At 34.1% G+C, this 20,113-nt stretch carries 17 protein-coding genes and 1 pseudogene; 13 read left to right on the forward strand and 5 right to left on the reverse strand.

What is annotated here, in order from left to right; genetic code table 11:
* From GON26_RS13180 to GON26_RS13200, 5 genes and pseudogenes are all read right to left on the reverse strand, one after another.
* Positions 1 to 277: pseudogene (locus GON26_RS13180) on the reverse strand (glucosamine-6-phosphate deaminase); the annotation flags it as partial.
* A 377-nt stretch (positions 278 to 654) separates the two neighbouring features.
* On the reverse strand, positions 655 to 1,056 hold the full coding sequence (locus tag GON26_RS13185) for an OsmC family protein (RefSeq protein WP_160375243.1): 402 nt from the start codon (positions 1,054 to 1,056) through the stop codon (positions 655 to 657).
* The gene (locus tag GON26_RS13190; protein ID WP_160375244.1) at positions 1,056 to 3,149 is read right to left on the reverse strand and encodes a PBP1 and LysM peptidoglycan-binding domain-containing protein; all 2,094 of its coding nucleotides are present in this window, start codon (positions 3,147 to 3,149) and stop codon (positions 1,056 to 1,058) included. The genes GON26_RS13185 and GON26_RS13190 overlap by 1 nt, the downstream gene beginning before the upstream one ends.
* Before the next feature lie 220 nt (positions 3,150 to 3,369).
* The gene (gene guaA, locus GON26_RS13195; RefSeq protein WP_160375245.1) at positions 3,370 to 4,899 is read right to left on the reverse strand and encodes a glutamine-hydrolyzing GMP synthase; all 1,530 of its coding nucleotides are present in this window, start codon (positions 4,897 to 4,899) and stop codon (positions 3,370 to 3,372) included.
* Between the two features lie 209 nt (positions 4,900 to 5,108).
* Positions 5,109 to 5,831 carry a hypothetical protein gene (locus GON26_RS13200; protein ID WP_160375246.1) on the reverse strand — a complete coding sequence of 241 codons (723 nt, stop codon included), beginning with the start codon at positions 5,829 to 5,831 and terminating at the stop codon, positions 5,109 to 5,111.
* A 432-nt stretch (positions 5,832 to 6,263) separates the two neighbouring features.
* Between GON26_RS13200 and GON26_RS13205 the strand changes: the two genes are divergently transcribed.
* The 13 genes from GON26_RS13205 to GON26_RS13265 all read left to right on the forward strand — a co-directional run bounded on the left by GON26_RS13205 (position 6,264) and on the right by GON26_RS13265 (position 20,106).
* Entirely contained in the window at positions 6,264 to 6,647 is a 384-nt protein-coding gene (locus tag GON26_RS13205) for a RidA family protein (protein ID WP_160375247.1), read from the forward strand.
* A gap of 146 nt (positions 6,648 to 6,793) precedes the next feature.
* Positions 6,794 to 8,038, forward strand: a complete 1,245-nt coding sequence (locus GON26_RS13210; RefSeq protein ID WP_160375248.1) for a voltage-gated chloride channel family protein — start codon at positions 6,794 to 6,796, stop codon at positions 8,036 to 8,038.
* 189 nt (positions 8,039 to 8,227) lie between these two features.
* Positions 8,228 to 9,232 (forward strand): DHH family phosphoesterase, encoded by a 1,005-nt coding sequence (locus tag GON26_RS13215; RefSeq protein WP_160375249.1) that lies wholly within the window; start codon positions 8,228 to 8,230, stop codon positions 9,230 to 9,232.
* Positions 9,233 to 9,238: 6 nt separating this feature from the next.
* Entirely contained in the window at positions 9,239 to 9,883 is a 645-nt protein-coding gene (gene gldI, locus GON26_RS13220) for a gliding motility-associated peptidyl-prolyl isomerase GldI (RefSeq protein ID WP_160375250.1), read from the forward strand.
* A 16-nt stretch (positions 9,884 to 9,899) separates the two neighbouring features.
* Complete coding sequence (locus GON26_RS13225) at positions 9,900 to 10,979, forward strand: peptidylprolyl isomerase (protein WP_160375251.1); 1,080 nt, start codon at positions 9,900 to 9,902, stop codon at positions 10,977 to 10,979.
* Between the two features lie 40 nt (positions 10,980 to 11,019).
* The gene (locus GON26_RS13230; protein ID WP_160375252.1) at positions 11,020 to 12,159 is read left to right on the forward strand and encodes a peptidylprolyl isomerase; all 1,140 of its coding nucleotides are present in this window, start codon (positions 11,020 to 11,022) and stop codon (positions 12,157 to 12,159) included.
* Between the two features lie 265 nt (positions 12,160 to 12,424).
* Positions 12,425 to 14,644, forward strand: coding sequence for a RelA/SpoT family protein (locus GON26_RS13235; RefSeq protein ID WP_160375253.1), 2,220 nt, complete (start codon positions 12,425 to 12,427; stop codon positions 14,642 to 14,644).
* An 88-nt stretch (positions 14,645 to 14,732) separates the two neighbouring features.
* Entirely contained in the window at positions 14,733 to 15,191 is a 459-nt protein-coding gene (locus GON26_RS13240) for a Fur family transcriptional regulator (RefSeq protein WP_026981862.1), read from the forward strand.
* Positions 15,192 to 15,289: 98 nt separating this feature from the next.
* The gene (locus GON26_RS13245) at positions 15,290 to 16,561 is read left to right on the forward strand and encodes an adenylosuccinate synthase (protein ID WP_160375254.1); all 1,272 of its coding nucleotides are present in this window, start codon (positions 15,290 to 15,292) and stop codon (positions 16,559 to 16,561) included.
* 140 nt (positions 16,562 to 16,701) lie between these two features.
* Positions 16,702 to 17,283, forward strand: coding sequence for an NUDIX domain-containing protein (locus GON26_RS13250; protein WP_160375255.1), 582 nt, complete (start codon positions 16,702 to 16,704; stop codon positions 17,281 to 17,283).
* A gap of 109 nt (positions 17,284 to 17,392) precedes the next feature.
* Entirely contained in the window at positions 17,393 to 18,304 is a 912-nt protein-coding gene (locus GON26_RS13255; RefSeq protein WP_230407937.1) for an alpha/beta hydrolase, read from the forward strand.
* A gap of 7 nt (positions 18,305 to 18,311) precedes the next feature.
* Entirely contained in the window at positions 18,312 to 18,887 is a 576-nt protein-coding gene (locus tag GON26_RS13260; RefSeq protein WP_160375257.1) for a hypothetical protein, read from the forward strand.
* Positions 18,888 to 18,903: 16 nt separating this feature from the next.
* Entirely contained in the window at positions 18,904 to 20,106 is a 1,203-nt protein-coding gene (locus tag GON26_RS13265) for a hypothetical protein (RefSeq protein ID WP_160375258.1), read from the forward strand.
* The last annotated feature ends 7 nt before the right edge of the window (positions 20,107 to 20,113 follow it).

Below are 20,113 nucleotides of genomic sequence, written 5' to 3' on the forward strand. Positions count from 1 at the left end.
GATAATATTCATCCAGATTAAAACTAATGACGTTCTTAAAACTCAAACCTTCTTCTTTGTGCAAACGCACCAATTCTGCATACAAACCTTTTGGTGATGAACCCGTAGCAAGTCCTAAAATACAAGGTTTGTTTTCTTTTTGTTTTAATTGAATTAAAGCGGCAATTTCCTTCGCAACTGCTTTTGATGCTTCGCCCGAATTTTCAAAAACAACCGTATTGATGTTCTCGAATCGCTTCTCGAATCCTGTTGCTTTGTCGATTTTACTTTTTAACATGATATGATTTTTTTATTTTTTTTGAGTAATTGCTTTTCATTAACTAAAAAAAATGAAAAGGCTGATATAAAACAGAGTGTCGTAAAAACTTAAACTACTAATAATTAACACCATATAAAGATAACTTCTTTAAAAATGTTATACAAGGAATTTTATGATTGCATTTTTTTTGCAAATATCTACATTTTTTTTGCAAAACAAAGGTAACGCATTATCTTAAATTGATTTCTAAGTTGAATATCAAACTTTTGTTAATTTTAAGCTCTTTGTTCTTTAGAAAAAGGCTTCTTTACAAATTCCAAAAATCCTGTAAAACTCATTCTAAAACAAAAAACCATCAATTTCTTGATGGTTTTTCTAAATATAATTCTTAAAAATTACTTCCAGTTAAAAATAATTTTCTTCTCAATATCAGTGTTTAAGCTTAAAAATACAGGGCAAGTCATAGCAGCACGTTCTAAAATTGTTCTGTTTTTCTCATCGCTCACGCCTTTCATTTCAAAAACTATTTCGATAGCCCCAATTCGTCTTGGCTCAGCATTCATAATTTTGGTTACTTCGGCAGTCGAATCGTTAAGATTAACATTCATATCCCTTGCTTTGATTCCCATAATAGTCATCATACAGCTTGCTAAAGCGTTTGCGACTGTATCGGTTGGAGAAAAAGCTTCGCCTTTTCCGTTATTGTCTAATGGTGCATCAGAAATGATTTCGCTTCCTGATTGCACATGAATTGATTTTGTTCTTAAATCGCCTAAATAGGTTACTTTTGATGTCATTAATTTGCTACTTTTAAAGTTAAATCCGTGTCGTAATATAAAATATAAACACCTTTATTAGCGTGTCCGCCGTCTTCTTTTCTATAATATTGAAATCTATTATCTACTTGTTCTGTGGTCATTAAATCCGCCGTTTCCTGATATGTTTTTCCTTGCACCAAACGCATCATAGTATCAAAAGTCACATCAAAACCGCGGGTCGCATAACTATTTGGATTTACTTTGTTTTTCAATCTATACTCTTTTTCAAAAATCAAAACTGGCTGTTCGTCACTTTCACGACTTACCGATGGATACATTAATTTTAATTTAATTAAATTTTCAAAATTAATCTCATCCGTATCCAAAGTACTGTTTGGTTCCAAAATAACCAATTGTACCTGACACGTTTTTTGCGAATCGACCAAGGCTTTGATAGTTGCTTTTACCATAGCGGTATTGGCCGTTTCCATTACCACATAATTCATTCGGTTTGGCAATAATAAGCTTTTTAAGTTCGCCACATCAAGACCTCCCGTTTCTGTTAACGAAGCAAAAACAACTCCTTTTTGATTTTCTTTAATATAACTAATTACTGATTCTTTCTTCTTATCCACAACCGCTACAATGTTTCCGTTTTTAGCGCGCATATAATCAAAAACCGTATTACGAACCACATCATTAGTTGGAATCGTCTGATACAAATTATCGATTGGGTTAGCGCTGTCTTTTGATAATGGTGAAATTACCGGTACATTATACAAGCGAACTGAATTTGCAATTGCTTCGGCATTACTTTGATAAAATGGTCCAACGATAGCATCAGCATCCTGCAATTTGTTCTGAGCCATTAAACTCGAAACATTAGAACTGTTTTTTGTTTCCTGCGAATCATAAATAGAAACATCTATTGGTAATTTTAAGGCTTTCGCCGAATCAATCGCCATTAAAGCTCCTGAATAAAAATCCAATGTCATGTTTAAAAATTTATCTTTTTTCAAACGTTCGCTGATATTGGTCGTATCACTCTGAATTTTAGCCAAATTAAACGGCATTAATAAAACGATCTTTTTACGTTCGTTTTGACCTTTCTTTTTCTTCAGCTCTACCATTTCTGGTAAATTAGCATTGTCAGACTTTACAGTTCCTACGATTTTTATAGTTCCTGGTTTGTCGGCAGGTTTCTCTTCTACACTTTCAATTGGAGTTATTGTTTCTTTTTGAACCGGCTGTTGTGCTATTATTGGAGCTGGTGCCAAATATCCGGATGGAACTTTTAGAACCATTCCTTCTTTTACTCCTTCAGAAAGCGTTGGATTTAAAGAAACCAATTCTTCCTGCGTAATATGAAAAATTCTGGTCAGGCTATAAAAAGTTTCCTTTGGCTTTACCTGATATTCCATATAAGTTGCATTAGTTTTAGTACTTTCAACTTTTTTAGGCTCACCACCGGCAACTGCAACCGCTGTAGAAGCATCTGTTTTAGGAGCAGTTCCTTTTATTGTTAATCGGTAACCAATTGGTAAATTTGAAACTATTTCCGGATTGCGTCTTTCTAAATCTTCAATTGTCGTTTTGTATTGTTTTGCAATCGAGTATTTAGTTTCTTTTGCAACAACATCATGAAAAACATATTTTTCTGACGATGAACTTTTTGTTTTGCTACCTGTAGCACCGTTTTTAGAACTCCATCCTTTTGAAGGAATCACCAATGACTGTCCAATTTGCAAACCATCACTAACTAAAAATGGATTTGCCGCTTTTAAGGCTTCATCAGATATACCATACTTTTTCTCGATTCCGAAAAGGGTTTCTTTAGGTAAAACTTTGTGTATTACATCTCCTGCTGTTCCTTTCTTTTGAGAGGCAGCAACAGGTTTAGGCACTGATGATTTGGAAGCCAGACTTGGAATTAATAAAACTGTATTAGGTTTCACTCCGTTTCGGGCGTCTGGATTCAACTGATAAATATCATAAGGCGTTACCTTAAATTTAACCGCAATTTCGTTTACTGTTTCTCCACTCGAAACTGTATATTTTACCACTTTTTCTTGGGAAAAAGCAAAACTTGTAGTAAAAAAAACAATAGATAATAATGTCGAATAATACTTCATAATATGGCTTAAACAATTTAATTTTTAATCTAAAAGAAAATAATCGTTTCTAATTAAACAAGATTCGAGCCAAACCTAAATTTAACTCCCTTATAATTTCATCTGAAAAAAAATTTATTTTCTAATTTAATAAACATTCGAGAAAGATAATATTTTTTCACAAACTAACTTAAAAAAATTAAGTCGTTACAAATGTAACGACTCAACTATAAAAAAAGTATTATTCCCACTCAATTGTTGCTGGTGGTTTTGAACTAATATCGTAAACCACACGATTCACGCCTTTTACCTTATTGATGATGTCATTTGACACTTTCATTAAGAATTCATATGGCAAATGAACCCAGTCAGCCGTCATACCGTCTGTAGATTCTACGGCTCTAAGCGCTACTACTTTTTCGTAAGTACGCTCATCGCCCATAACTCCAACAGAATTTACCGGAAGTAAAATAGCTCCTGCCTGCCAAACTTTGTCGTATAATCCCCAGGATTTTAATCCTTCGATAAAAACAGCATCTACATCCTGTAAAATTTGAACTTTCTCCGGAGTAATATCTCCTAAAATTCTAATGGATAATCCAGGTCCCGGAAAAGGGTGTCTTCCTAACAATTCTGGATCTATTCCTAAAGTAGCACCCACTCTGCGAACCTCGTCTTTAAACAACATTCGAAGTGGTTCTACAATTTTCAATTTCATATAATCTGGTAATCCACCCACATTATGGTGCGATTTGATTGTTGCTGATGGTCCTTTTACCGAAACTGACTCAATTACATCAGGATAAATAGTTCCCTGCGCCAACCATTTTACATCTTCGATTAAGTGTGATTCATCATCAAAAACTTCGATAAATACACGGCCAATAGTTTTACGTTTGGTTTCCGGATCACTGATTCCGGCTAATTCGCCTAAGAAACGATCTCCAGCATCAACTCCTTTTACATTCAGTCCCATTCCTTTGTATTGGTCTAAAACCGCCTGAAATTCGTTTTTACGAAGCAATCCATTGTTTACGAAAATACAATATAAGTTTTTCCCGATAGCTTTGTGCAATAAAACCGCAGCTACAGTAGAATCTACTCCACCTGAAAGTCCTAAAACTACTTTATCATCACCCACTTTTTCTTTCAACTCTGCTACCATTTCTTCAACAAAAGCATTTGGAGTAAAATTTTGAGGTACTTCAGCAATCTTAACCAAAAAGTTTTCTAACATTTTTGATCCATCAGTAGAATGAAAAACTTCTGGATGATATTGAATAGCATAAGTTGTTTCGCCTTCAATTTTGTAAGCTGCAAATTCTACATCATGCGTGCTTGCTAATTTTACTGCATTGGTTGGCAAAGCTTTGATACTATCACTGTGGCTCATCCAAACCTGGCTGTTTTCAGAAACTCCATTAAAGAAAACTTCGTCCTCCTTAATATAAGATAAATTAGCTCTACCGTATTCTCTGGTGTTCGAAGCCGCAACTTCACCTCCACTAAAGTGAGCTAAATATTGTGCTCCGTAACAAACCGCCAACATAGGCAGCTTGCCTCGAATTTGAGATAAATCAGGATGTGGCGCATCTTCTGCACGAACAGAAAAAGGGCTTCCTCCTAAAATAACTGCTTTATACGATGATAAATCACTAGGAAAGTGATTGTAAGGGAAAATTTCGCAGAATATATTTAATTCGCGAACTCTACGCGCAATAAGCTGAGTATATTGCGATCCGAAATCTAAAATAAGTACGTTGTGTTGCATGCGCAAAAATACTTTTTATATTCGAATTTGAAAAATGGATTTTTGATTTTTTTTCAGGGACTCAGATTCTGAGTTTCTAAGGGACTCTGATTTTGAATTTTACAACCGAATAAATTTTAAAACTCAGGATTTAGTTATAAAATCAAGGAGAGTTTTTTGTAACTCTTTACGAAAGTTTAGTAATTTAAACCTTAGTTTGTTTTAGAGATTTATTTAATTACATTTTCTTTTACAATTATAAATTTTGCTCTTACACCCGCATTAAAATTATTCCAAAAATCAGACAGTACAAATTTTCCTTCAGCATCATATATTTGAAATTCTCCTGTATTACCACCTAATTCGCCTTTATTAAGAGCTTCTAATTCGAATGTATTGATTCCATCTTGCAAGACAATTTTAAATTCTTTAAAAATAGGCCCCAAAAGCAATCCATCTCTTACTGTATCCGTATTTAAAGTTGCTTTTATCAAATCGCCATCAATGGCACCATAATCACGACATTTAATAATAAAATAAGCAGAAGTTGTTCTTATTTCTCCAAAAGAAACATCACTTAAAACTAATTTTTCACCGTCTTCTTTAAGTCCGGCGTCCTTTAAAGCCTTATCCAGATCTTTCTCCATTTTAGCTACATAACGATCACCTGGGTTTGCAAAATCATTTTCGGTTGACATAGAAAATGTACTTTTTTTCTCTCCTATCTGATATTTGGATTTGGGCGTTATACTCGTATTATCAAAAACATTAGGAGTATTGATACTTGGAATATCTAAGTTTTCTTCTGGCTTTTTAACTTCGGGAGCTGGAACCTTTTTAGGTTTAGAGCTAAATTTTGGGGCTGGAATAGGTTTGTACTTTCCGCCAAATTCAGTTTGAGCTGATACTGTAGCAACTGTAAGGAACAATATGAAAAATAAAATATGCTTCATTGAAAAAGTATTATCGAATGGGCTTTTATAATTTGTATAAATCAAAAGTATAGCTTCGCAAAAATAACATAAATTCGTTAGGCTATACAACATTAAGACTTTTATAACATTATATTATACTAATTTTTAGAAGCAAAAAACCTGCCAGGTTTAAAATTCCAAATCCCAAATCCCAAATCCCAAATCCCAAATCCCAAATCCCAAATTCCAAATTCCAAATTCCAAAACCTAAATTCCACAACTCACAACCCACAACCCACAACTCACAACTCACAACCCAGATTTCAAATTATCACAAAAAGAACTCATTTCTTTACAAAGGAATCTCGTTATCCTGATGCTTTTCTATCACAAAATTTTTAAATTGCAACACATTATTCTAACTACAAATGCTTTTATAAAACCACTAAAGCATTAAAAAATTATCTTAAAATGAAAAGAGAAAACATCCTGACGGGTTCGCCTTGGGAAGACAAAATGGGCTATTGTCGTGCGGTAAGAATCGGAAATATTATTGAAGTTTCCGGAACTGTCGCAATCGTTGATGGTGAAAAAGTAAAGGCCGACGATGCTTATGCACAAACTTATAATATTCTGGAACGTGTAGAAAAAGTTCTTGAAGATTTGAATGTTGGAATGAAAGACGTCATAAGAACCCGCATTTTCACAACTGATATTACTTCTTTTGAAGAAGTTGCCAGAGCGCATTCGGCATTTTTTAAAGATGTAAAACCTACTACTGGTTTTTATGAAATAAGCAAACTAGTTGCTCCTGAATATTTAGTTGAAATTGAATTTACTGCTGTTGTTCAGTAAAAATTTTTAGTCACGAATTCACGAATATTTTTTTTAGCCACAGTTTAAAAAGGATTAAAAGATTATTTTTGCTAAAACTTTGAAACTATTAAAGTTTTAAAATTCGTTTTATTCGTGAATTCGTGGCGAAAAAATTAAATTTATTTATGACCTTTAAAAAAAGCAAAACAATATCACTTATAATCTTCAAATGGATTTTCATTTGTGTTTTAATAGGCTTTTTTTCGGGTTCAGCTTCTGCTTTTTTTTTAGTTTCATTAGAATGGGTTACCCAATTTAGAATTCAAAATGATTGGATTGTCTGGTTGCTGCCCATTGGCGGATTACTCGTTGGTCTGATCTATTATTATTGGGGAGAATCAGTTCTAAAAGGCAATAATTTATTACTCGAAGAATACGAAAAGCCTAAAAAAGTAATTCCTTTTAAGATGGCTCCTTTGGTACTTTTAGGAACATTCCTTACCCATTTATTCGGAGGTTCCGCCGGACGTGAAGGCACAGCTGTACAGATGGGCGGTGCTATTGCAGATCAATTTACAAAAATTTTCAAGCTGGATAATTCCGAAAGAAAAATTCTGATTATTCTGGGAATCAGTGCTGGTTTTGCATCGGTTTTTGGGACTCCATTGGCGGGTGCAATATTTGCTTTGGAAGTTTTATACTTTAGTAAAATCAATTTCAAAAGCATCATTTTATCTTTTTTAGTGGCTTATGCTGCCTATTTTACGGTAGAATTTTGGCAGGTAAAACATACTCATTATAGTATTCCGATTGTTCCTGAAATCACTTTTACCAATTTATTTTACACCATTATAATTGGGTTTCTATCCGGTTTAGCCGCTTTGCTTTTCTCTAGAAGCACTCATTTTTGGGGTTCTCTTTTTTCAAAAAAAATCAAATACCCGCCGCTTCGTCCTTTTATTGGCGGAATATTTTTGGCTATTGCTTTTGCAGGATTTGGCTTAACCAAATTCTCAGGTTTGGGAGTTCCGGTTATTGTTGAGTCTTTTTCGAATCCGAATCCCTGGTATGATTTTTTACTTAAAATTTTGTTTACAGGTTTTACCCTTGGAGCCGGTTTTAAAGGTGGCGAAGTAACCCCTTTATTCTTTGTTGGCGCCACTTTAGGAAGTGCTTTATCCATGATTATTCCTTTACCCATAGCTCTTTTGGCCGGAATGGGTTTTGTAGCCGTATTTTCCGGGGCGACCCACACTCCTATCGCCTGCACCATTATGGGATTAGAATTATTTGGGATTGCTCCTGGATTTTTTATAGCTATAGCTTGTTTAATAGCCTATTTTTCATCAGGTCCTATGGGAATTTATAAATCTCAAATTGTAAAAGGTGCTAAATATAAATTGTATTCTAAAGTAAATTCCAATTTTTAAAATTGCAATTTCAATGGCAATTTCAATCACAAAAATCAATTTCAATAGCAATTTCAACATTAAATTAGCGAAACTAAAACTCAACGTTCAAAACTCAGAACTCAGAACCAAAACCTCTCAATTCCAAAAAGTGTGTTAATCTGTAAAATGATTTCAACATTACATTAAAAAAATGTAAATTCGCACACTATGAAAATACAAGACATTCAGGCGATACAATTGTTGCTCGCAACCCCAAAGAAAATCGCTATAATTCCACATAGAGGACCAGATGGTGATGCCATGGGTTCTACACTAGCATTATACCACTTTTTATTAAAAAACAATCACCAGCCTACCGTGATTGCTCCTAATGATTTCCCTGATTTTCTGGCTTGGCTACCGGGCTCAGAAAGCGTGAAAATTTTTGAAAAAGATACCGAAAACTGCACTAAAATATTAGAAGAAGCTGAACTGATTTTTACGCTTGACTTCAACGCTTTGCATCGTGTTGGCGAAATGGAACATACTCTAGCCAGGTTAACAGCTCCGTTTATCATGATCGATCATCATCAAAAACCGGATGATTATGCTGCTTATATGTATTCAGACACTTCATTTGGTTCTACTTGCGAGATGATTTATAACTTCATTTCTTTTTTAGGCAAAAAAGAAGATTTAGACAAAACAATTGCAACCTGTATTTACACGGGAATATTAACCGATTCTGGTTCTTTCCGTTTTCCAAAAACCACAGGAAACACCCATCGTATTGTGGCTGATTTAATTGATTTGGGTGCCGAAAATACTGAAATTCCGGTATTATTATTCGACAACAGTTCTTACAATCGTTTGCAATTATTAGGTCGCGCTTTGCAGAATATGAAAGTTTTTGAAGACCATAAAACATCTTACACTACGCTTACACAAGACGAATTAGATTCTTTTAATTATATAAAAGGTGATACTGAAGGAATTGTAAATTATGGTTTAAGTATAAAAGGAATCATTTTTACCGCTATATTTATCGAAAATAAAGACGAAAAAATAATCAAGATTTCTTTCCGTTCACAAGGAGGATTTGATGTAAATCAGTTTGCGAGAGACCACTTTAATGGTGGAGGACACATTAATGCAGCTGGTGGAAAATCGGAACTTTCGATGGAAGAAACAATTAGCAAATTTGAAGATTTAGTAACTAAATTAAAAATATAACCAAGTATGAATTACTTAAAAATAAGCATTTCAGCGTTGCTTTTTACTGTTTTGCTTGCCAGTTGCAAACATCACGAAGAAGCCAGAAAACCTATTTCAAGAGCCTCCGGAAGCTTCATGAAAAAATCGGCTGACCGAAATAAAAAACTGGTTGCTACTGAAGAAAGTACTATTAAAAAAATTATCAAAAGCAATCCGAAAGTAAAATATATTGCTTCAAAAAAAGGCTATTGGTACACCTATGAAGAGCGCAACATAACGGATACACTAAAACCTAAAAAAGGCGATATTGCTTATTTTAATTTAGAAGTAAAAGACATAAAAGGAAACATAATTTATTCTGAAGCTGACCTTGGTCCACAAACTTATTATGTGGATAAACAAGACATTATGATGGGATTGCGTGACGGTATTAAACTGATGCACAAAAACGAAACCGTAACCTTTTTGTTTCCGTCGCATATTGCATACGGTTATCACGGAGACAATAAAAAAATCGGAACTAATCAATCTTTAATATGTACAGTTTCGCTTCGTAATTTTGTTACCGAAGGAGCTCCAAAAACAGCAAATCCTGCTGTACAGACTCCAAAGCCTGCAGTCACAAAACCTGTTACTACTGAAACTAAAAAAGACACCTTAAACCCATAAAAATCAATTTTTAAAAATGAAAAAAAGTATTTTATTATTGCTATTAGCCGTTACCTCATTCTATTCTTGTAAAGACGAACACAGTAACCTGCCAGACGGTTTATACGCCGATATTGAAACCAATAAAGGAAACATTATTGTTGAATTGGATTATAAAAAAGCGCCTATAACGGTAGCTAACTTTATAACTCTGGCCGAAGGTAAAAATGAATTTGTAACCAATGAAAATCTTAAAAACAAACCTTTTTTTGATGGATTAAAATTCCATAGAGTGATTGAAAGTTTCATGATCCAGACAGGTGATCCATTAGGAACAGGATCTGGTGATACCGGATACAAATTTAAAGATGAAATTACCGATTTGAAATTTGATAAAGCCGGAGTTTTAGCAATGGCTAATAATGGTCCTGGAACAAACAGCAGCCAGTTTTTTATCACACACCTTGAAACGCCTTGGTTAAACGGAAAACATACTATTTTTGGTCACGTAGTTGATAAAGGGCAAGAAGTGGTTAATAAAGTAGTTCAGGGCGATAGTATTGTTTCGATTACAATCATCAGAAATGGTGAAGCTGCAAAAAAGTTTGATGCGGTAAAAGTATTTAGCAACTATTTTTCTGAAATAGCAAAAGAAAAAGGAAAATACGCTGGTATTCAAAAAGAAAAAGTAGCCTATTACGCTTCTTTAAAACCAAAAGCGACTAAAACTACCTCAGGATTAGAATATGTAATTACTCAAAAAGGCGGTGGTAAAAAACCAGCTACAGGTACTCAGGTTTACATTCATTATGCAGGATTTTTAGAAGACGGAACACTATTTGACTCTAGTATAGAAGAAGTGAATAAAACATTCGGAAAATTTGATGCCAGAAGAGCTCAGGCAAACGGCTACCAGCCAATTTCGTTTCAGGCAGGTCGTAAAGACGGTCTTATTCCTGGATTTATTGAAGGTATCGAAAAACTTTCTTTTGGTGATAAAGCAGTTCTTTTTATTCCTTCGCATTTAGCTTACGGAGAAGCAGGAGCCGGTGGTGTAATTCCGCCAAATGCAACTATCATTTTCGAAATTGAATTATTAGAAAAGCCACAACAATAATTATTTTCAATAACTAAATATTGACTTAAATTGGATCACAATGAAATTTAAAATTTTATTTTTATTCTGCCTGGCAATGTTCAGCATTCAGGCGCAAACTACAAAAAAACCGGTAGCAAAACCAGCTGCAAAAAAAACTGCCACAACTAAAGTAGCTCCAAAAGCTGACCCTAACGATGGGCTTTTTGCAACGATTTCTACCACAAAAGGAGACATTGTTTTGTCTTTAGAATATGTAAAAGCACCAGTAACGGTAGCAAATTTTATTTCTTTGGCAGAAGGAAAAAACCCATATGTAAAAAAAGAAACTTTAAAAGGAAAACCTTTTTATGACGGATTAAAATTCCATAGAGTAATCAATGATTTTATGATTCAGGGCGGTGATCCGGACGGAAATGGTTCTGGAGGCCCAGGATATGCTTTTAAAGATGAGTTCGTTCCAGAGCTTACATTCGCCAAGGGAGGTGTTCTGGCTATGGCCAATTCCGGACCTACTACAAACGGAAGTCAGTTTTTTATTACACACAAAGACACACAGTGGCTAAATGGAAAACACACTATTTTTGGACACGTAGTTTCCGGAATGGATAATGTGAATAAAATTGTGCAGGATGATGTAATTACAAAAATTACGATTACCCGTAAAGGTGCTGCTGCTAAAAAGTTCGATGCTGCAAAAATATTCACTGATGAAATGAAAAAAGGAGAAGCAAAAAAAGCAGAAAGCCAAAAAGTAATTACAACTAAAGCGGCTCATTTTGCTAAAATAAAAGCGACTGCAACTACAAGTGCTTCGGGTTTAAAATATGTAATCACACAAAAAGGTTCGGGTGTAAAACCAGCTGAAGGAACCACTTTTTATTTCCATTACGCAGGTTATTTTGAAGACGGAAATCTTTTTGACAGCAGCAAAGCTGAAGTAGCTAAAACTTATGGAAAATATGATGCTAACAGAGATGCCCAAAAAGGATATCAGGCATTTCCTTTTGTAGCCGGTAAAAAAGATGGCATGATTCCGGGTTTTATTGAAGCTTTGAATATGATGTCTGATGGAGAAAAAGGAACGTTTTTTCTACCTGCTAACCTAGCTTATGGCGAAAAAGGTGCCGGAGGAGTTATCCCGCCAAATGCAACTTTGGTTTTCGAAATTGAAACCTACAAAGAACAACCTGTAAAATAGTTACTCTGAAAAACATAAAAAAACCGACAAGCTTTAAATCTTGTCGGTTTTTTTATGGAATAAACTGAAGCTAAAACACTGAATTAAAACTTAGTTAGCTCTTTTCGATTCTTTACTGGTATTATTTAAAATAGATGAATTACAATATAAGATTACATTTAAAAAAGTCAAAATCTACCTGAAATTTAAGCTCTAAAATCAGCCCTTTAATCCCTTGCATATATTCAAACTTATGCGTATTTTTAAGAATTGAATCCATGCCGTTATGATAGAAATAGATACAGAAAAAGAAAACAAAGCGATTGCGCAGGAATATAAAGAATTACTTCGAATTAGTTACCAGACTTTATCGGCTACCGACAAAAAATTAATTCGTAAAGCCTTTGACGTGGCGGTTGATGCTCATAAAGAACAACGCCGTAAATCCGGTGAGGCCTACATCTTTCATCCTATAGCCGTTGCGAAAATTGTTGCCTCAGAGATTGGTTTGGGAGCAACGGCAATTGCTGCTGCTTTGTTGCACGATGTGGTCGAAGATACTCCAATCACCGTAGAAGATATCGAACGTTTATTCAATCCAAAAGTAGCTCAGCTGGTTGAAGGTCTGACCAAAATTTCGATGGTTCAGAAGGATTTAAATGCTTCGATGCAGGCTGAGAATTTTAGAAAAATGATTCTGACGCTGAATGATGACGTTCGTGTAATTCTGATAAAACTTGCTGATAGATTGCACAATATGCAAACCATGGAGTCGATGGTAGAATATAAACAAACCAAAATCGCTTCGGAAACTTTATATATTTACGCACCACTCGCCCATCGTTTGGGACTTTACAACATCAAAACCAAACTGGAAGATTTAGGTTTAAAATATACCGAACCTACTGTTTATAATGACATTGTAAGCAAAATTAGGGAAACCAAAGAAGAGCAGGACGCCTATATCAAAGACATTTCAGATGTTTTAAAGAAATCTTTAGACGCAGAAAACATTGATTATATCATCAAAGGCCGTCCTAAATCTATTTATTCGATTCGTCGAAAAATGCGTGCCCAAAATGTAAGTTTTGATGAAGTATATGACAAATTTGCGCTTCGAATTGTCTATAAATCAGACCAACACGATGAAAAATTTGTCGCATGGAAAATATACTCTATCGTAACCGACCATTACCGACCAAGCCCGAGTCGTTTGCGCGACTGGATCTCATCGCCAAAATCAACAGGTTACGAAGCGTTGCACATCACCGTTATGGGGCCAAAAGGCCGTTGGGTCGAAGTTCAGGTACGTAGTGAACGCATGGATGAAATTGCCGAAAAAGGCTACGCAGCACATTACAAATACAAAAACGGTGCTACTGAAGAAAGCGGTTTGGATGTCTGGCTTAATTTGCTACGTGAAGCTCTGGAAAATCAGGAAACTAATGCCGTAGATTTTGTAGAAGATTTCAAAATGAATTTATATTCAAAGGAAATCTTCGTTTTTACTCCTAAAGGTGAAATAAAATCGTTGCCTAAAGGTGCCACTTCGCTTGATTTTGCTTTTAGTATTCACTCCGAAATCGGAATTAAAACCAGAGGAACACGAGTAAACGGACGTTTGGTTCCGCTTAATCATGAACTAAAAAGTGGTGATCAGGTCGAAGTTATTACATCGGCTAACCAAAAACCTACAGTAAACTGGCTGGAATATGTAACCACAGCCAGAGCCAAAACAAAAATAAAAAACGTCCTTAACGAGAATACTAAGAAAATTGCCGAGGAAGGTAAAGAGTTGCTTACACGAAAGCTGAAACACTTAAAAATAACCATCAATGAGCAGGTTATTAATGAATTGGTGAATTTTTTCAAACTCAAAACCAGTTTAGATTTATTTTACAGAGTTGGAATTGGCGCTATCGAAAACCAGCAATTGAAGGATTACGCGGCGCAAAAAAGCAATACTTTTATCAATTTCTTTAAAAACAAAATCAAAAGAAATAAAGATACTGCAGACGAAGATATTCATAAACAAGTCATCAGCAGCAATTATGACATGCTGGTTTTTGGGACGGAGCATGACAAACTTGATTACAAACTTTCGCCTTGTTGCAATCCGATTCCGGGTGATGATGTTTTTGGTTTTGTAACCATTAACGAAGGAATAAAAGTGCACAAAAAAGATTGTCCGAACGCAATCGGGATGCAATCTAATTATGCTTATCGTATCATGAGTGCCAAATGGATTGACTCGTCGCAGGAAGAATTCAAAGCCATTATCAATATTACCGGAATGGATGTTCTGGGGCTTACCAACCAATTGACCAAAGTAATTTCGAACAATATGAGCGTGAATATCCAGAGTATTTCATTGAGTACAGATGCGGGACTATTTCACGGTCAGGTGGCGGTAATTGTTCAAAATAATACCATTCTGAAAAAAATGATTAATGCGATTAAGAAAATTGACGGGGTTGATAAGGTTACAAGAGAGTACAGAACCTAACTTTTTAACCCTTCTATATGGGTTTTATAACTAAACTTTAAACCTTAAACTTTTATTCATTAAAAATAAAAAATTATCTTTGCCGGATATGACACTCATTTCAACTGACAACACTAAGAATCAAGAAATTGTAAAAAATGTTTTTACAATGTATCTTGAACAAAAAGGGCATCGTAAAACTCCTGAGCGCTATGCTATACTTCAGGAAATTTACGATAGCGAAGAACATTTTGATATAGAAAACCTTTATATCAAGATGAAAAACAAGAACTATCGTGTGAGTAGAGCAACTTTATACAACACGATCGAACTTTTGTTAGACTGCGCTTTGGTTAGAAAACATCAATTTGGACAAAATCAGGCTTACTACGAAAAATCGTATTTCGACAAACAACACGACCACATTATCATGACTGATTCTGGGGAAGTAATTGAATTTTGCGATCCAAGAATTCAGACCATCAAAAAAACAATCGAAGAAATATTTGATATCGAAATTACGAATCATTCCTTGTATTTCTACGGAAACAAAAAGCAAAAACAATAAATCCCGAAAGGAATTATTTTAAAAAATAAAAAAAAAAGAAAATTAACTACATTAATCAGTAGGGCAACTCAAATTGTCTCAACGCAAATTAAAACAGAATGACCGTAGATTTATTACTAGGATTACAATGGGGAGATGAAGGTAAAGGAAAAATTGTTGACGTTCTTACCTCTAATTATGACATTATTGCTCGTTTTCAAGGTGGGCCAAATGCTGGACATACATTAGAATTTGACGGAATCAAACACGTACTTAGAACGATTCCATCTGGAATTTTTCATAAAAAATCAATCAACATCATTGGAAATGGAGTTGTAATTGACCCGGTAGTTTTTCAGAAAGAAATCGAAGGTTTGGAAAAATTCAATCTTGACATTAAAAGCAAATTGATTATTTCCAGAAAAGCACATTTAATTTTACCAACACACCGTTTGCTTGACGCTGCTTCTGAAGCATCAAAAGGAAAAGCAAAAATTGGCTCTACACTTAAAGGTATTGGTCCGACTTACATGGACAAAACAGGTAGAAATGGTTTGCGTGTTGGAGATATCGAATTAGAAGATTTTAAAGAAAGATACAGAGCATTAGCCGACAAACACGAAGCCATGATTGCTTTTTATGATGTGGCTATTCAATACAACCTTGCGGAGCTTGAAAAAGAGTTTTTTGAAGCTATCGAGGAATTAAAAAAATTAGACTTCATCGACAGTGAAGAATATATTCACCAGGCTCAAAAAGCAGGTAAATCAATTTTATGCGAAGGTGCACAAGGTTCTTTGTTAGATGTAGATTTCGGAACGTATCCGTTTGTAACGTCTTCAAACACTACTGCTGCCGGAGCCTGTACAGGTTTAGGAATTGCGCCTAACAAAATCAAAGAAGTGTATGGAATTTTTAAAGCTTATGTTACCCGTGTTGGTAGCGGCCCATTCCCTACTGAACTTTTTGACGAAGTGGGTGCTACTATGGCAAAAGTAGGTAACGAATTTGGTTCTGTAACAGGAAGACAAAGACGTTGTGGCTGGTTAGACTTAGTAGCGCTTAAATATGCTGTTCAGGTAAACGGAGTAACACAATTGATGATGATGAAAGGCGATGTTCTTTCAGGATTTGAAACACTGAAAGTATGTACGGAGTATAACTACAAAGGACAAAACATCTCACACTTTCCATACAACATCGAACCGGAAAACGTAACACCTGTTTATAAAGAATTTAAAGGATGGAAAGCTGACTTAACAGGATTGACCACTTATGATGAATTACCAGTTGAGCTAAAAGAATATATTGAATTTATTGAGAAAGAAGTTGAAGTGCCAATCAAAATTGTATCGGTTGGACCAGACAGAAAGCAAACGATAATGAAATAAAAAACACTAAACGCTCTGATTTTCAGGGCGTTTTTTTATACATCAAAAAACAACCTAACTTATATTTAAAAAAACCACATAACTAAGAGGAATAAAAATCTTTTCAATCTTTTTAATCTGTGGCAAAAAACCTTTTTTTTATGATAAACCCAGAAATAAAAGTAACCGAAACTTCTTTATTGTCAGACAATTGGTATATTCTGAACAAAGTTACTTTTACTTACCAAAAAGAAAACGAAAAAATACAAACTCACATTCGCGAAGTATATGACCGAGGTAATGGAGCAGCTATATTATTGTATAATTCTACTAAAAAAACGGTTATCTTAACACGTCAATTTCGTTTGCCAACTTTCCTTAACGGAAACAAATCCGGAATGATGATCGAAGTTTGTGCAGGACTTCTTGATCAGGACAATCCCGAAGAATGTGTGATTCGTGAAACCGAAGAAGAAACCGGTTATCGTATAAAAAAAGTGCAGAAAGTATTCGAAACGTATATGTCGCCGGGTGCTGTAACTGAGATTTTATATCTTTTTGTTGGTGAATATGATGAATCTATGAAAGTAAGTGATGGTGGCGGATTAGCTGCTGAACAGGAAAACATCGAAGTTCTTGAATATACCTTTGATGAAGCTTATGCCATGATGGAATCTGGAGAAATATCAGATGCTAAGACCATTATTTTGTTGCAACATGCGAGAATAAAAGGTTTGGTGTAAAGATTTTTTGAGTATTTTTAAATCTTATACAGAAAGAAGAAAATCCTAAATGAAGTTAGTAAAAAATCCTCTGAAATTACTTAAAATTTTAGTCCTAGTTTTTATAATCATGAATGTTGTTGCATTCGTTCATGCTTATAAATTCACCCATTTTTCAGAAAACAATACTTCAAAAACAAAGAGTCCGGAAAAATTATCGTCATTAGAAAAAGCACAAACTCTTTTTTTAGGTGTTAATAATCCAAAACCTAAAAATTTAAAATTTCCTTCTCAAAAATTTGAAACCATTCGATTAAAAAGTAACAAAGAAATCGAATGTTGGCTTATTAAAAATGAAGAATCCAAAGGAACTGTTGTATTGTTTCATGGATATGGTGCTGAAAAATCTTCAATGATTTCAAAATCTGATGAATTTCAAAAATTAGGCTTTAGTACCATGCTTGTTGATTTTATGGGAAGCGGAAATTCAGAGGGAAATCAAACTACCATTGGCTATAAAGAAGCTGATGAAGTTAAAACTGCATTTGACTACCTGACACAAGCTGGAGAAAAAAACATCTACTTATTTGGCACTTCAATGGGAGCTGTTGCGATAATGAAATGTCTTAATGACAATCTCATAAAACCAAAAGGAATCATTATTGAATGCCCATTTGGCTCAATGTATAAAACTATCTGTGCAAGATTTAACAAAATGAATGCACCAACTTTTCCGATGGCTGGAGTTTTATTGTTTTGGGGAGGAATTCAAAATGGCTTTTGGGGATTCAGCCATAACCCAACAGAATATGCTAAAAACATAAATTGTCCTACCCTATTATTATATGGTGAAAAGGATAAAAGTGTAAGCAGAAAAGAGATTGATGAAATTTATACCAACTTAAAAGGAACAAAAAAACTGAATGTTTATCAAGATACCGGGCACGAAAACTACTTAATAAAAAACAAAACAGAATGGGTTAAAAATATTTCTGATTTTTTATTCTCAACACAAAAAACTCCAAATCATTCTAATTTCTAAAAAAAAAATGCTTAATACTTCCAAAAACAACATCAATACCTGGCAAGAATTTGCAAAAGAAACAAATGGTGCTTTTGTTGAAGGCTGGTCCTGGCGTTCAGATTCGACTGTAATAGATTATAAAAACTGGAAAATCATTTTTGATAATTATAAAATTTGGTCAGGGAAACACAGCACTGATATGACAAGGGTTGTAGTGCCAATTTCGTTAAATGATAATTTTAGATTTGAAATTTACCGTGAAGGGTTTATTCGTAGAATAGAAAAGTTTTTTGGAGCGCAGGATATCGAAATTGGTATTCCAGATTTTGACAAAGCTTTTACAATTAAGAGTAATAATGAATTTAAAATAAAAGCATTATTACGAAACAAAGAAATCAGAGACCTTATAGATTCACAAACAGATTTAAACATTTTAATCTCTGATCAAAAAGGAATTTGGGAGAATAAACTTCCTCAAAACGAATTCGAATTATCTTATTTTGCTGATGGCGAAATTGAAAATATTGAAACTTTAAAATCATTGCTTTCCTTAGTAAAAGCACTACTCGATGAATTACATCAAATGAAATCTATTCATTAACATAAAAATCAGACAAATGCTAAAATTTAAATTGCTTTTTCTTCTAATTCTTTCATTAACAAAAACACAAGCGCAAGAAAAAAAAGAAACTTATTTATTCTCAAAAGATATAGCTGCCAATTTCGAAAATGATAAATCGTTGGCGAGATTTCAAACCACCTCTGTAGATTTTTCGAGAAGCGGCTATTACAAACTAGGATTAGAAACTTGGGACAAACAATTTAACACTGATACATCTAAAAAAAGAAATCTTTCAAAAGAAGACAGTCTTTACTTTAAATCATTTAAACCTGTAAATGCTAAGAAATACATTATCGATCGTTCTAAAAATGAAAAACTCATTATTATAAATGAAGCACACAATAACTCAAGACACAGAGTTTTTACAACCTCGTTATTACAGGATTTATACAAAAATGGGTATCGCTTTTTAGGATTAGAAGCTTTATGGGAAAATTTAGATGGAAAAGATTTTGCAGTTTTAGAAAGTGGTTTCTACACCAAAGAATCACAATTCGGTAATATGATAAAAGAAGCTAAAGCAATTGGATTTACTGTATTTGGATACGAATCTACTTCAAAAGTGAGAGATGGAGGAAAAACCAGAGAAATTGAACAAGCTGAAAACATTGTTAAAATAATGAACGAAAATCCAAATGCTAAATTCTTAATTCATTGTGGATACGAGCATTTGGTCGAAGGTACTCCCGGAATTCCAACCTGGGAAAAAGCTATGGCTGGCAGAATAATCGAAATGACTGGTATAAACCCTTTTACAATCGATCAGACTTCTTATTCTGAGAAAGGAACAAAAACATTAAATTCACCTTATATTCAGCAAGTAAATCAGGAATATTCTGCTATCATGGTAAATAAAGAAAATCAAGCATTTACTGGAAGTACAGAAAATAGTAAAAAGATAGATTGTGTCATTATTCATCCTGTCACAAAAATCAAGGACAACAGACCTGATTGGTTAAGTTTACCAAAAGACAGAAAAATAGTTAAAATTGAAAATGCAAAAATCACAGAATATCCAGCATTAATATTAGCTTATCGAGCAAATGAATATGAAAAAAATGGAATTCCTGCTGACATTATTGAACTTATTACTGATACTGAAAAAGGAAATCTTGTTTTAAAAAAAAGTGATTATAAAATTTTAATTAAAAACAAAGATTACAAAGTAATAAACGAGTATTCACAAAGTGTAAAATAACTATTCT

Origin of the sequence: Flavobacterium hydrocarbonoxydans (assembly GCF_009789235.1) — a bacterium.
Lineage (GTDB): Bacteria > Bacteroidota > Bacteroidia > Flavobacteriales > Flavobacteriaceae > Flavobacterium > Flavobacterium hydrocarbonoxydans.